We start from the raw sequence: 14,070 nt of genomic DNA on the forward strand, positions 1-14,070 counted from the left end.
GGAGCATTTTACTCAGACCTGGTCCATGGTAAATATTATCCCCAAGAATCAGCGCTACATTATCATCTCCAATAAAATCAGCCCCAATGATAAAGGCTTGTGCCAGCCCGTCCGGACTTGGCTGTTCTGCATAAGAAAGCTTGATACCAAACTCAGATCCGTCTCCCAGCAGATCCTCAAAACGAGGCAGATCCGTCGGAGTGGAGATAATCAAGATGTCCTTGATACCAGCCAGCATAAGAGTTGACAGCGGATAATAAATCATGGGTTTGTCATAAACCGGCATGAGCTGTTTTGACGCAGCGCGGGTCAATGGATACAAACGAGTACCAGAACCACCTGCAAGAATAATACCTTTCATATGAATTTCCTCTCTTAATGTATTCCCTTTATTTTACCATTTTTGAAAGCGGATGTCATCCTTTTCACTTCCCTTAAACAAAAGAAAAAGAGCAGAATTTCCGCTTTCTTATGCTCTTTGATTCAAATTTGGCGTTATCCCAAAGCGACATCCAAGACCATCATGAGAACGAAACCCACCATGAGACCTAAAGTCGCCACATCGGTATTGCCATTGGTCTGCGAATCCGGTATCAGCTCCTCTACCACCACGAAAATCATAGCTCCTGCCGCAAAGCCCATCATAATATTCAGCAGCTTGCGACTGACCTGTTTAAAGAAAAATACAATTGCCGAGCCCACAATGGTACACCCCCATGTAAAAAGCCCAGCCAAGAACGCCTGCATAACCACAGGATGCGATCGTAACTAGTCCATAACTTCTCCCTATCCTCTAAAATAAATCATACAAAATCGTCTTGGTTTCGCCGATACAGTGAAGTCACTAAGCAATCGACGAACCATAATATCTTATCCGATATTTCATCATTCTATTCAGTCAGATAAGATATTTTCTTCTATTTCATATATAATTTTATCTCGCATTTAAGCTCCAAATCGAATAAATGCGGCTTTCAATTTCACGAAATGATAAATCCATAAACTCTTCATTTGATTCCGCTATCAACCCATGATAACCCCAGACAGCCACCCATATTTGGACCTTATCACTGATGATTTTTCGGTACAAATAATATCGTATGCTATCAAATTCTCCTTTAATAAATACATCGTTTGGTAAAAAATTTTTCATCTTTCTCTCTCCACATAGAACTAGTAACTTTAAGAAAACCTCAATCATGACACTTGCACAACTACAAGCTGTAATTGAAAGCAATACCCAAAAAGAGTTATTCCAACTCAATATTCTTTATTTTGGATAGAAAATCGAACGATCTGATGATTTTGAACAATGACTTCGTATTTACCAAATCCAGAATACTTACTATGTTTCCCGACACCAATGTCCATAAGATAACGTGCATTTGGTAGCTTCGTTAAATCTAGCTGCTCTTGTAAAATCTGCTTGATTTTATCATCATTCTTCTGGTCTTGGCCAATACTAATGATAGATCCATCATCTTGCTCCACGTTAAAAATTACCTTCATTTCAATGGCAAGAGCCTCTTTTTCCAACATGTCAGAAATAGGAATTGGATACAAGCCCTGCAAAGGCTGGCCTTCTGCCTGATTCTTCTTTATCAGAGCCTCGTATACATCAATATGTGGCGCATCCTTATCTATCATAAAATCAAGGGATTCTAGATATAGTTTCTTCTTATCCGCCCTTGTAAAACTATATTTTACAGTCTCTAAAGTTTCACTAAAACCCGGACTCAGCTCAAGTCCTTTATAAGCGATACTAGGGAAAGCTTGATAAATAGCATCTCCCTTTTCAAGCTGTAGGTCAATATCCGTTTTTCCATTTTTCGTATCCCGAGAGGTATAATATTCAATTCGGTCACCAATCTTAACCGTTTGCCCCTCAATCTCCTCAGAATACTCAGCTCTGATTAAATAACCAGCGAAAGAGGTATAGTTTTTATCAGCATCTAAAACTCTGACCGTTCCTTCAAAACCACTCTGCTTATAAGAGCGCTGAATAGCCTGTACCATTTCATATTTCGGCACTCGTACAAAAACTCCCCACATATCTGCAAAACTCAGAAACATAGAGACGAGTGGTATGGACATCATAATCACCATACTAGATAAGAAACAGCCCAAAACACTAAAACCCATTTTATGTTTCGTATTCTTTGCTAGTTCCTGATTCCCTCCATTATTCTGAAAAACAAGAGGATCTTGAGAACGACTTTTGTGCCTAGTAAATAGAATAAGTGAGATTGAGATTAAGATTGATATTACTAATAAAAGTAAAATGAGAAATATTAAAAACATTTGTTCTCCTTAAGTGCTCTCTTTTCCACGTACCGCTCAATAGGATAGTCAGCTGGATTCAGCATCCCCGCTTCTCCTAAAACCATCTGGGCCAATTGGCGTCCGATGAGCGGACCAGTTGTCAGACCAGAAGAGCCTAGACCGCTGGCTGCGTAGGCATGCGGTAAGTCTGGCACAGCGCCAAAGAAAGGAGAAAAGTCGCTGGTATAAGCCCGCGTTCCCACGCGCTCGCCCAAAATCTCTGCAGTAGCCAACCTCGGCAAATAAGTTTCCGCTTCTTGCTGCAACTGAACCAGCACCGTCTTATCTACTGTCAAATCAAAGCCCTGATCATTTTCATGACTGGCCCCGACGCTGACCTTGCCTGCTAGAAAGGGAATGATATCCAGCTCGCTCTCAGGCATCACAACAGGGTAGTCATCCGTCTTTTCAGCCAGTTTAAAATCACGTAGCTGCCCCTTTTGCGGTCGAACATCTGTCACATAGCCTAGCGGCTGCAAGATTTCTCCTAGCCAAGCCCCCACAGCTAAGATAACACAGTCAAAGCTCTGACCATCCACCAGAAGTTGCTCTCCTTCTACTGTCAAGCTTACCTTTTTCTCAACTAGTTTTGCCTTACTAGCTTTCAGAAGCGTCTCCGTCAAGAGTGCTCCCTCCACACGGGCACCACCGGAAGCATATAGAAGCCACTCAAAACCTTGCAAGCTTGGAAATTTTTCCTGGGCCTCCTGACGGCTGAGAAGACTCAAGTCCCCTATTAAGGGCGACTCTTCCCGACGATTAGCAGCCAAATCATAAAGTTCCTTCAGCTTGCTCTCGTCCCTTTTCAGCAGATATACACCCGTCTGTTGGTAAAAGTCTGTCTGGATTCCAGCCGATTTCAGTTCTGCAATCAAGTCCTTATAAAAATCAGCGCCCAGACGCGCCATCCTGTACCAAGCCTTATTGCGACGCTTGGAAAACCAAGGACTGATAATGCCAGCGGCTGCCTTGGTTGCCTGCCCCTTGCCGTCATCAAAGACAGTCACTTCCACATCTGGGGATTTGGATAGATAGTAAGCGGCTGTTGAGCCAACAATCCCATCTCCAATCACTACTACTTTTTTCATGTCGCTCCCTCTCAAATATGCCGGAAAGGATTAGTCCAAGCCTGACTAGCCAGGATCTCAATCTCCCATCCCTCTTCTGCCTTCCAAGTATCAAGCTTTTCTTTTATTTTTTCCGTAAAAAGAACCTCGATATGGTGTCCAGGATCCAGCGCCAAAAGCCCTTCTGTCAGCATTTCCTGAGCAGTGTGATAGTAAATATCACCAGTTATGTAGACTTGCGCTCCCTTGGCAATAGCCTCTGAATAAAAGGACTGACCGCTGCCACCACAAATAGCCACACGATCAATCATGCGTTCGAGATCTGCTTCTTCATAGGTGACCAGACGCAAACAATCTAGTCCAAAAGTTGCCTTGACCTTAGCCGCAAAGTCCCCAAAGGTCTGAGGAGCAATCTTCCCCACGCGACCAATACCGTGTTCTGGGCTTGTCTGACTGAGAAAACTTGTCTCCTCAATTTCCAGAAGCTGGCAGAACCAGTCATTGAGCCCGTCCTCCACGACATCAATATTAGTATGGCTGACATAGACAGCAATATCATGCTTGATGAGCTCTAAAATGATTTGATTTCGCGCCTTATCTGCCACTAGGTCCTTGAGCGGGCGAAAAATAGGCGCATGTTTAACGATAATCACCCCAGCACCTAGCTCAATAGCCTCTGCCACCGTCTGCTCACGAACATCCAAGGCTACCAAAACCTTGTCTACTTCTTTGTCCAAAGTTCCAATTTGCAGGCCTGAGATATCGCCCTCTATGGACAGTTCTTGCGGGCAGTAGGCTTCATAACGGGCGATGATTTCACTTGCTAGCATGGAGTACCTCCTTGATACTTTCGATTTTTTGGGACATAGCAGAGCGTTCTAGCTCATTTTTTTCTGGGATATGAGCTAGAGCTCCTTCAAGTTTCTTCAGTTCTTTTTGCCATCTTATCTGAAAAGCAGGTGACTGTTGCTTCATCAGAAAAGGACCAAAACGTTTTTCTTTCTCTGTCAAAGTTTGCTGGCCTGCTTCCGCCACTAGGATTTCATAAAATTTGCCAGCTTCTTCTAAGATATCCTCAGCCAGCAAGCGAAAGCCATTAGATACCAGCCAGCTGCGGAGCTCATCCTCTCGGTTATTGGGCTGCAAAATCAAGCGGGAAATAGACCCAAGCTTAGCTCTGCCATTTTCCAAAATCTCTGAAATCAAGCGACCACCCATGCCAGCGATAACGATGGTGTCAATCTGATCCTCCGCTTCAACAGCCGCCAGACCATTGGCCAAGCGAACCTCAATCTGCTCTGTCAGTCCATGCTCTGCCACATTTTTCTGGGCAGACTGAAAAGGCCCCTCTACCACTTCTCCGGCCAGAGCCTTCTCAATTCGTCCTTCCTGAATCAGGTAAATAGGCAGATAGGCGTGATCACTTCCAACATCCAGCAGCTTTGCCCCATTCGGCACAAAAGCAGCTACTCGCTCCAAGCGCTGGGAAATAGTCTTTTTTTGCATTGCTTACTCTTTTCTAAACATTCTTCTATTTAGTATATCATTTCTGTATCATCAAGTGAAATTATTTTGTTTTAGTCACTTGTACCTTCTATCTAAATTAAGCTTCCCTATCAAATCGTTTAACAATTATAGAATAATGATTTTTTTCTTAATAACAAGAGGAGTAAAGTAATCGCCTTCAACATTATAAGCAATATCCCACCTCTTATCGGCAGTGCATTTCCTCAAGGATAAATTTGAGTAAGAAACTTACTCATCTTCTGGAAACCACATTTTACCAGCTAGTTCCAAATAACCATAAGGTACTCTTTTTGTATAATCGCCTTTAAGATATAGTCTCACTCGTCTTCCTCCTCATCATCCAACTCCACTTCACCATAGATTTTGATGTATTCTTCATTTCTGCGGTCATCTTCTGCCCAAACCGGGTCTCTCACATCGTCCATAAACGGAATTTCTTCCAAACTCAGCTCATTAGCCTGTTCATAACTCATCGAAAGGATATCCTCATGCCGGTTTTTAAATTCCTCCACACTTAACCAACTCTCTTTATCATCTTCGCTAATCTGACCATCAATGGCAGTCGCAATTTCAATCGCCATAATATAGAAGGCACGTTTATCAACAGTGAGAAGGTCAAGGTGGGTAGAAGCTAAACGTAGACAGTCTCCTTTTTCTCGATAGTCTGTTGCTGGATTATCTTCAAAATCTAATTCAAGGTTTTCATATACATGACTTCCAAATTCGTTGGTAATCCCTTCTTTCAACTGAACATTATTCCATCTATTATCATGCATCCACTTATTTAATTTTAAGTGAATAGTTGGGTCTGTTTTAAATGGGCGAGTATTTCCAAAATAAGAAAAATCTACTCGTTTACCATCTTTAGTATCAAACCACATTCTCTTCGCTAGTTCTAAATAATCAAACGGAATTTCTTTGGTGTAATCACCTTTTATATATAGTCTCACTCATCTTCCTCATTGTCATCTAACTCCACTTCTCCATGGATTCGGATATACTCCTCGCGCTTCCTATCCAATTCTTCCCAGATGGGATCGTCAATAGCTTCAATCGTCTGAATTTCTTCCAAACTCATCTCATTTGCTTCATCAAAAGTCAGAGATAAGATATCTTGGTGCTTTTCCTTGAATTCCTTGATTGTTAGCCATGTTTTCTTATCATCTTCACTAATTTGACCGTCAATCGCAGTCGCAATTTCAAGTGCCATAATATAGAATGCACGTTTATCAAGAGTGAGCAGTTCAAGATGGGTAGAAGCTAGACGCAGACAGCCTCCATTTTCTCGAAAATCTGTTACATAAGCATCTTCAAAATCTAAATTCAAACATTCATCAATTTGTGAATAAAAACGATATTTTAGCCCTTCTTGTATCGGAACATGCAACCAACGTTCATCATAATTCTGTTTATCTAGTTTTAGATGAATTGCTATATCATTCCTATCTCTGATTTGAAGAAAACCAGAATAGGAGAGTGGGATGCCTTCTCCTTGATAACTTTCAAACCACATTTTATTCGCTAGTTCTAAATAATCAAACGGAATCTCTTTAGTATAATCGCCTTTAATGTAAATTCTCACTCGTCTTCCTCGTCGTCATAAACACGTTCGCCATGGATTTTGATATACTCTTCGCGAAAGCGTTCTTCCTCTTCCCATAGAGGGTCTCTTACTGGTACCATTGTCTTTAATTCTTCCAAACTAATTTCAACCGCTTCATCATAAGTCAGTGAAAGAACAGCCTTGTGCAACTCCTTAAAAGTCTCTACATCCACCCAGGTCTCTTTGCCGTCCTCACTAATTTTCCCATCAATTGCACCCGCAACCTCAACTGCCATAATGTATAAGGCACGTTTGTCTACTGTTAAAACATCTATATGGGATGTTGCGATACGTAGATAATCTCCACGTTCTCTCCACTCTGTAATGAAAGTTTTTTCAAATTCAAGGGATATATTTTCATATTTATAGGAATTCCATGGATTTTTTAAATCATAAGAGGGAATATTATTCCATCTTGAGTCAAAAAAACGCCATTTATCAAAACTTACTACAAAGTAAAAATCATCTTGTAACATCTCATCATCACCGACGTTTGAGTATGTAATAGGATGACCATGCCACTCCTTAAACCACATTTTCCAGAGCAACTCTCTTGTTGTAAAGGTTATTTTTTTCTTAAAATCACTTTTGATATATAGTCTCATAAATCTGAGATATCGCCTCCATGTGCTAGGATGTATTCTTTTCGACGAGCAGCTTCTTCCTCCCAAAGAGGATCGTCCATAACATCCATCGTTTGAATTTCTGTCAAACTTAGTTCATTTGCTTCTTCAAAAGTTAGAGATAGAATAGCCTCATGTTTTCTTTTAAACTCCTCAATTGTCAACCAGCTAGCCTTGCCATCCTCACTAATTTGACCATCAATAACCTTTGCAATCTCAAGCGCCATAATGTACATAGCTCGTTTATCAACTGTCAAAACTTCTAGATGGGTGGTTAAAATACGGAGATAGTCTCCCTTTTCATTATAATCTGTAGCAAATGCATCTTCAAAATTAATTTCAATACATTCCTTAATATGTGAAAAGAGTCTTCGTACCCCTTCCTTTAGAGGGACACTAGACCATCTCTTATCAGCAGTGCCTTTCCTCAAGGATAAATTTGAGAAAAAATCTTCTTGTAATGCATCATTGTCTCCAGCATTTGAGTAAGAAACCTGCTCATCCTCTGGAAACCACATTTTACCAGCTAGTTCCAAATAACCATAAGGTACTTTTTTAGTGTAATCGCCTTTTAAATATAATTTCATTCATCCTCGTCATCATAAACTGGCTCGCCATGGATTTTGATGTATTCTTCATTTCTACGGTCATCGTCTTCCCAAACTGGGTCTCTCACATCGCCCAAAAAGGGAATTTCTTCCAAACTCAGCTCATTAGCCTCTTCATAACTCATCGAAAGGATATCCTCATGCCGTTTTTTAAATTCCTCCACACTTAACCAGCTCTCTTTATCATCTTCGCTAATCTGACCATCAATAGCAGTCGCAATTTCAATGGCCATAATATACATAGCTCGTTTATCAACAGTGAGAAGGTCAAGGTGCTTAGAAGCAATTCTTAAACATTCACCTTTCTCACGAAAATCCGACATGATAGCATCTTCATAGTCTAACTGTATATATTCTGACTTATGGGATAAAAAATCATATTTTATCCCTTCCTTAATCTGAACACTTTTCCATCTATCATCATGAGTTTTCTTGTCTAATTCTAAGTGAATAGAAAGTTTCTCAATTGGTAGTTCTAGATACCCAGCATATGACAAATCCGACTCTATTCCATCTTTTTCCTTAAACCACATCTTCCAAACTAGTTCTCTAGTAGTAAATGTTATTTTTTTAGCATAATCACCTTTGATGTATAATCTCACTCGTCTTCCTCTTCGTCATAAACACGTTCTCCGTGGATTTTGATATATTCTTCCCACCCTCTGTGTAATTCATCCCAAAGTGGTTCATCAACCGCCTCCATAATCTCTAGTTCCTCCAAACTAATATCAACCGCTTCGTCGTAGGTCAAATTCAGCAAGTCTATATGTTTCGTTTTAAATTCTTCAATACTCAGCCATGTTTCTTTGTCGTCTTCGCTGATTTGACCGTCAATGGCAGATGCTACCTCAATCGCCATAATATACATAGCACGCTTGTCAACCGTTAAAATATCTAGATGAGTGGAAATAATTCGCAAATAATCACCTTTCTCTCGCCCATCGCTTTCATAAGAATTTTCTAGATCCAATGTCAAGTTTTCATATTCAAATGTCTTCCAAGGGTTTATATTTGTATTAAAATTTGCACTCTCCCAACGTTCGTCATTATATTTAAATTTATCCAACCGTAAATTCAAATGTAAATCTTCATCCCAAGCATAGGAAAAATCGAGTGGAATTCCTTTTCGCTCTTTGAACCACATCTTTTGAGCTATTTCTTTAAACTCTTCATAAAAATCAGTCTTGGTGTAATCACCTTGTAAATATAACTTCATGCATACCTCCTGTTTTAATTCGCATAATACCTTTGATAAGCTTTCCAAATTCTATCAATAATTTGCTCTCTAACCCCCTTGCTGAGTTTACTTAAACTTTCATTTGAATTTACCCAGTCTACAATAGAATCTCTTCCTATTATTCTATCTATCCTTAGATGCTCATTTAGAGAATAGCCCGATTTCCCACTTCCAGATTGTACTTGAAATTTACCACTCTGTGGTTCAGAATCAACACGGATTTTTACATTTTTCCCTCTCACACGTGCTTCTATCTGCTTCCCATGAGTAATACTTGTCTTTTTATTAGCTTTCCAGCTGTCATAGCTCTGGGCAAAGCTGACATTCAAACTAGCATTAGCTGTCCAAGTCTTGATAATAGCATCATTAATGGCATATGTGCCACCAGCAATCATCGTCGTTCCTGTCACAAAACCAGCTGCTGCCGCTGTTTCTATGGGAATAGTTAAAGTCCCAAAACTTGGTATAGAAAGTACTAAGCCTGCCGCCCCTCCTCCTAAGCTTATTGTATCAATCATAGCACCAAGGGCAATACTTCCTAGGCCCGCTAAGAACTCTGCCGCATTTTCTCGGATACTTTCCCAGAATTGCCCACCTCGCTCATCATTCAGACGCTGAGTGTATTCTTCATCAAAATTACCATTTTTTAGAACAACCCACACTTCACCAACGACTGGGACATCACTAACTTTGGTAGGTATAAAAGTCAGTATATTCCCCTCATGGTCAAAGCGTAAAGATTGATTGAATTCTTGAATCAAGATTGGCCAATCGCTAGAAGGTTTCCCCTCTAAGTAGGCCAGCAAGTGTTTACGATAGTAAGCTGCTGCTTCATCAGGCAGCATCAATTCTCTGATACTCTGATTAATCAAAGAAATCTTAGGATCTACTCCTCTTCCATAAGTACGAATTTCTTCATTTTTCAGTTTTGAAACCCAAGACATGTCCGCACCATTTGTATAGTAGTTTCCTTCTGCATCAATTGTGATTTGACTCAATGACACTGCTCCTTGAATAGCTAGTCTCAAAATTTCTAGACTGTCTGTAAAGTATTTTGAAACATCTGCCACAAACCATTCAAGTTTGTCAATTTTTTCCTGAATTTCCCGAATGCCGATATTTAGCTGATTTTCCAGCACTGTCAGAGCATTCGTCTTGGACAGATTGTCAGCTAATTCCCCTGCAAGTCCATCAATAATCCGGCGAAATAGAGATTGATACTCTGCTAGCTGAGCTTGGGTTTTCACCAACATCTCCTGTTTTGTTTCCAACTGTTCTTTCAGCAAGTCAAGATCCAGTATCCCATACTCAGATACGGTGGAGTCAGCATATTTATAAGAATTCAGCTCCTCCTGAATATCATCAATAGCAGCTTGTAGCTTTTTGATAGCAGGGATTATAATTTCTGTAAATAAGCCTTTTCCCGCTGTATAAGCCGCTCCCTGCAGCTCACCCGACTCCAAAGAGGCGATCAGGTGATCGCAGCCACTAGATAGACGATCGGTCACCTGATTAGCTACCTGCAGGTTGCTGGTCATCGCTTGGATAAGCTGGGCCGAATCTGCTGCACTATATTTCACTCCCATGGCAGACTATTCCTTTCTTTGGTCAGTTTTTCTCGTTCTTCTTCCAGAGTCTTTCTTGCTTGACGATCAAGCTTTTCTAGTTCATCCATCTGAATATCCACATAGTTCTTAACCTGTTGGTTAAGATGCTGAGTCTCTGCTAAATCACGACTGAGAAAAGCAGTATTTTGCGGATACTCATAAAGTAGATTTTCCATTCGAGTCGTCAAATATTGGAAATCCGTCGCAAAGTTTACCAGAGAATCTTCGTATTGATGTTTGAGAGCCATAAATTCATCTTCTTTTTCGTCAACTTTGAGAATTTTTTCATAAAGTGCTTGGCGTTCTTTTTCGCTTTTGTCTGCCTTCATCTTAACTCTCCCAGCGCTTAGCCTGCTCTATATCGCGTTTCTCAATTTTTTCAGCAATTTCTGGAAATTTATTGGCCTGAGTTAGGACAGCCGAACTGAAGTCACTGATAGCCTGCAGCATTTGATTGCAGGCTTGACAGCCAGCTTCCATTCCAGCAATCCCTGTTGTGTAGAAAAATTTGACTTGTTGATTTTGTGCATTGCTAGTATCAACTCCAACTAGCTCGCTAATAGCAGATCCAGCTGAAATAGTGTTTGACTTAATTTGTCCCATCTTCGCTTCTCCTTTTATTTATAGAATTACCAAAATACCCTTTCATTATATCACAATCCTCAAAATCATAGGTTCTAAAACAAAAAAGAGACTGAAACAAAAATGTTTCAGTCGCGCCTTATTATGTTCAGCAAACTATTAATATAGTAGATAATTGCTCAATAGCCAGCGATTACTGAGAAACCACTCGGAGTTGGAACTATTTATAATGACTTGAAGCTCTTTAAATCTGAAACTAGATAGTAGAAAGAAAAGCAAAATCTTCAAACATTTCGCACAGCCTCACCACATTTACTTGTAACTAGTCCTTCCACAAATTCATGGCATTGAGGAAATCATCCGAAACCGTTACATTCTGCGGATTGCTTGCTTCACGTTCCGCCCGTTTGGCATCTACCTGAGCTGGGCTTGTAATGCCTTCTCGCCGCCAATTACGCAAGATGGCCTGAATATATTTCCAATTGGCCTTGCCATTGAAAACTGCTTCGCGTAAGGCAGCCTTGACCAAATCTGGATTGATTTGATCGTCCTTAATAGTCTTGGTCAAATCCTCGATTTCAAATGGAGTCAAAAGACGCCCTAACTCTTGCTGGAATGTCTCAACCAGTTCCTTGAGAAGGTTACCATCAGACGCTGGCCTTGACCCAGTAGGACTGGAAGTGCCTAGAATCTCGTCTAGCTTTTCTAAGGCTGGTGAAGCATCAAAAATCGCCTCGATTTCCCCATTCAGTTCGATGGTTCTGTACTGGAGCAAGCCCTTTTCCGTCAGATGGGACATGGAACGATTAACCTCGGATAGGGTCTTGCCAATATGCTCTGCAATCTGACTGGGCGCAAACTCCTCCAATGAGGTGGTATTTTGCAGATAGAAAAACTGCCAGACCAAAAAATCATCGCTGGAATCAAAAATTTCTTTAAAATGCAAAAAGAGGGCACTTGGAAGAACCAAGTTGCCATTTTTGTAAGCTGCTAAATAAGTCATAGTACCTCTTATAAATAAGCAAAGAAGGATGCATCATTCTCTGGACTTTGCCAATCAAATGGCGTTTCTTGATAAACTGCATAATTGACCCAGTTACTGAAAAAGAGAGCTGCCGCCAAACTCCAGCGTAGACAAGGTGTCTCATTCACATCATCATTCTTGAAATAATTTTCAGGAATATGAGGATCCTTGCCCGCTTCCAAATCACGGAAATACTCCTTGGCAAGGGTATCACGGTCATATTCCATGTGACCAAAGCTATACACCTCCCGCAAGTCACGGCTTGCCAAAACAGACAAGCCAGTCTTTTCTCCCTCAGAGAGAATTTCTAGATTGGTCAGATTCAGAATGTCTTCCTTCAGCACCTCTGTATGCCTTGAATGAGGCGTGATAAATTCATCATCAAAGCCTCTAAAAAGCAGATTATTACTTGGAGCCGACTGCTCGTAGACACCTGAGAGTTTCTCTTCCATCTGGTGCTTATCCACGCCATAGCGGGCATAAAGACCAGCCTGAGCTCCCCAGCAGATATGCAGAGTTGAAAAGACATGAGTCTTGGACCATTCAATCACCTGCTGGAATTCCTCCCAATAGTCCACCGCCTCAAAAGGCAGATGCTCTACTGGTGCTCCTGTGATAATCAAGCCATCAAAATAGCGATTTTTAACCTCATCGAAAGTCTTGTAAAAGGTCTGCATGTGCTCCGCTTGAGTGGTCTTCGATGTATGAGAAGTCATATAAAGAAACTCAATGGTCAGCTGCAAGGGCGTATTGGCCAAATGACGCAAGATCTGAGTTTCTGTCACCATTTTCTGGGGCATGAGATTAAGCACCAAAATATTCAGAGGGCGAATATCTTGGTGGTCTGCCCGGTCATCATCCATGACAAAGATATTCTCAGAGCTTAAAATTTCAACTGCTGGAAGCTTCTTATCGATCTTGATAGGCATGAAAATATCTCCTTTTGTTTAATATACTCATTATACTCAAAGGAGATATAGTTTTCAATTATACTTTTTCTCTAACTAGATATAGTAATAAGCTATATCTTTAGTAGTGCATTAATACCTTGTAGTCATAGTCGCCAATTGCTTCACGGCCTTTAAGCTCATCCAACTCAATGAGGAAGGCACAGCCAGCCACTACGCCACCAAGACGCTCAATCATTTCAATGGTTGCCTTGACTGTTCCACCAGTTGCAAGAAGGTCATCTACAATCAGAACGCGTTGACCAGGTTTGATTGCATCCGCATGCATGGTCAGAGTATCTACACCGTACTCTTTTTCATAGTCAGCTGAGATAACTTCACGTGGCAGTTTACCTGGCTTACGGACAGGAGCAAAGCCAATTCCCAATTCAAAGGCAACCGGACAGCCTACGATAAAGCCACGCGCTTCTGGACCAACAATCATGTCGATTTGCTTGTCAGTCGCATACTGTACAATTTCACGTACAGCGTAGCTATAGGCATTGCCATCAGCCATCAAAGGGCTAATATCGCGGAAGAGAATACCTTCCGTTGGGTAGTTTTCAATAGTTGCAATATAATCTTTTAAATTCATAATATTCTTTCTTTCAAAAAATTTTTTACTCTCTATTATACCATGTTTTATCCAAAAAGGCTCTAGCAGACTTTCAAATATTTTTAGATATGAAAGATTTGTAAAACAAGGAGGCCTTGCCCCTAGCAATCCATGAGATAGTCATAAATCTCCTGCACAGTCCCCAGAGCCATGAGTTCCTGCTCCTTGACTAGTCGCTTGAGGTCTTGGTATATAAGACTGCTGTCAATTTCTTTCTTTTCTGCTTCCTTATTGACCGTCATGACGCCTTCGGTGATGCTGACAAAGCCCAGCTCTTCAAAAATCTGAATCATTTTGACCAAGAGAA

At 40.8% G+C, this 14,070-nt stretch carries 20 protein-coding genes; all 20 read right to left on the reverse strand.

All coding sequences use genetic code 11. The annotated features are described in order from the left end of the window. The coding region (locus Q0191_RS03325) for a sugar nucleotidyltransferase (protein ID WP_297663823.1) at positions 1-361 on the reverse strand (361 nt) is incomplete at its 3' end. Positions 362-495: 134 nt separating this feature from the next. Beyond that, a complete protein-coding gene (locus Q0191_RS03330; protein ID WP_297663861.1) occupies positions 496-747 on the reverse strand; it encodes a ZIP family metal transporter in 252 nt (83 codons plus the stop codon). Positions 748-934: 187 nt separating this feature from the next. Continuing rightward, on the reverse strand, positions 935-1,153 hold the full coding sequence (locus Q0191_RS03335; RefSeq protein ID WP_149517228.1) for a hypothetical protein: 219 nt from the start codon (positions 1,151-1,153) through the stop codon (positions 935-937). A gap of 107 nt (positions 1,154-1,260) precedes the next feature. Continuing rightward, positions 1,261-2,301 carry a hypothetical protein gene (locus Q0191_RS03340; RefSeq protein WP_297663827.1) on the reverse strand — a complete coding sequence of 347 codons (1,041 nt, stop codon included), beginning with the start codon at positions 2,299-2,301 and terminating at the stop codon, positions 1,261-1,263. Then, positions 2,292-3,410: an FAD-binding oxidoreductase gene (locus Q0191_RS03345; RefSeq protein ID WP_297663829.1), complete on the reverse strand. Its 1,119-nt coding sequence runs from the start codon at positions 3,408-3,410 to the stop codon at positions 2,292-2,294. Before Q0191_RS03345 ends, Q0191_RS03340 begins: the two co-directional genes overlap by 10 nt. Positions 3,411-3,421: 11 nt before the next feature. Further along, positions 3,422-4,219: a Nif3-like dinuclear metal center hexameric protein gene (locus Q0191_RS03350; protein ID WP_297663831.1), complete on the reverse strand. Its 798-nt coding sequence runs from the start codon at positions 4,217-4,219 to the stop codon at positions 3,422-3,424. Next, positions 4,206-4,895, reverse strand: coding sequence for a tRNA (adenine(22)-N(1))-methyltransferase TrmK (locus tag Q0191_RS03355; protein ID WP_297663833.1), 690 nt, complete (start codon positions 4,893-4,895; stop codon positions 4,206-4,208). The genes Q0191_RS03350 and Q0191_RS03355 overlap by 14 nt, the downstream gene beginning before the upstream one ends. Positions 4,896-5,233: 338 nt before the next feature. Continuing rightward, positions 5,234-5,866 (reverse strand): hypothetical protein, encoded by a 633-nt coding sequence (locus tag Q0191_RS03360; RefSeq protein ID WP_297663835.1) that lies wholly within the window; start codon positions 5,864-5,866, stop codon positions 5,234-5,236. Continuing rightward, positions 5,863-6,498 (reverse strand): hypothetical protein, encoded by a 636-nt coding sequence (locus tag Q0191_RS03365; RefSeq protein ID WP_297663837.1) that lies wholly within the window; start codon positions 6,496-6,498, stop codon positions 5,863-5,865. Before Q0191_RS03365 ends, Q0191_RS03360 begins: the two co-directional genes overlap by 4 nt. Then, complete coding sequence (locus Q0191_RS03370) at positions 6,495-7,124, reverse strand: hypothetical protein (protein WP_297663840.1); 630 nt, start codon at positions 7,122-7,124, stop codon at positions 6,495-6,497. The genes Q0191_RS03365 and Q0191_RS03370 overlap by 4 nt, the downstream gene beginning before the upstream one ends. Continuing rightward, positions 7,121-7,729 carry a hypothetical protein gene (locus Q0191_RS03375; protein WP_297663841.1) on the reverse strand — a complete coding sequence of 203 codons (609 nt, stop codon included), beginning with the start codon at positions 7,727-7,729 and terminating at the stop codon, positions 7,121-7,123. The genes Q0191_RS03370 and Q0191_RS03375 overlap by 4 nt, the downstream gene beginning before the upstream one ends. Next, complete coding sequence (locus Q0191_RS03380; protein ID WP_297663843.1) at positions 7,726-8,352, reverse strand: hypothetical protein; 627 nt, start codon at positions 8,350-8,352, stop codon at positions 7,726-7,728. The genes Q0191_RS03375 and Q0191_RS03380 overlap by 4 nt, the downstream gene beginning before the upstream one ends. Then, positions 8,349-8,966, reverse strand: coding sequence for a hypothetical protein (locus Q0191_RS03385; protein ID WP_297663845.1), 618 nt, complete (start codon positions 8,964-8,966; stop codon positions 8,349-8,351). The genes Q0191_RS03380 and Q0191_RS03385 overlap by 4 nt, the downstream gene beginning before the upstream one ends. 14 nt (positions 8,967-8,980) lie before the next feature. Next, a complete protein-coding gene (locus tag Q0191_RS03390; RefSeq protein ID WP_297663848.1) occupies positions 8,981-10,573 on the reverse strand; it encodes a virulence protein in 1,593 nt (530 codons plus the stop codon). Further along, positions 10,564-10,923 carry a cingulin gene (locus Q0191_RS03395; RefSeq protein ID WP_297663850.1) on the reverse strand — a complete coding sequence of 120 codons (360 nt, stop codon included), beginning with the start codon at positions 10,921-10,923 and terminating at the stop codon, positions 10,564-10,566. The genes Q0191_RS03390 and Q0191_RS03395 overlap by 10 nt, the downstream gene beginning before the upstream one ends. Before the next feature lies 1 nt (position 10,924). Next, entirely contained in the window at positions 10,925-11,197 is a 273-nt protein-coding gene (locus Q0191_RS03400) for a TIGR04197 family type VII secretion effector (RefSeq protein ID WP_297663852.1), read from the reverse strand. Positions 11,198-11,498: 301 nt separating this feature from the next. Then, complete coding sequence (locus tag Q0191_RS03405; RefSeq protein WP_297663854.1) at positions 11,499-12,179, reverse strand: DnaD domain-containing protein; 681 nt, start codon at positions 12,177-12,179, stop codon at positions 11,499-11,501. An 8-nt stretch (positions 12,180-12,187) separates the two neighbouring features. Beyond that, positions 12,188-13,129, reverse strand: coding sequence for a homoserine O-succinyltransferase (gene metA, locus Q0191_RS03410; protein WP_297663856.1), 942 nt, complete (start codon positions 13,127-13,129; stop codon positions 12,188-12,190). A gap of 100 nt (positions 13,130-13,229) precedes the next feature. Beyond that, positions 13,230-13,742 (reverse strand): adenine phosphoribosyltransferase, encoded by a 513-nt coding sequence (locus tag Q0191_RS03415; RefSeq protein WP_062004957.1) that lies wholly within the window; start codon positions 13,740-13,742, stop codon positions 13,230-13,232. A gap of 122 nt (positions 13,743-13,864) precedes the next feature. Continuing rightward, positions 13,865-14,070 (reverse strand): single-stranded-DNA-specific exonuclease C-terminal domain-containing protein (locus Q0191_RS03420; RefSeq protein WP_297663859.1); only part of this gene is annotated, 206 nt, incomplete at its 5' end.

Source organism: uncultured Streptococcus sp. (assembly GCF_938036805.1).
Lineage (GTDB): Bacteria > Bacillota > Bacilli > Lactobacillales > Streptococcaceae > Streptococcus.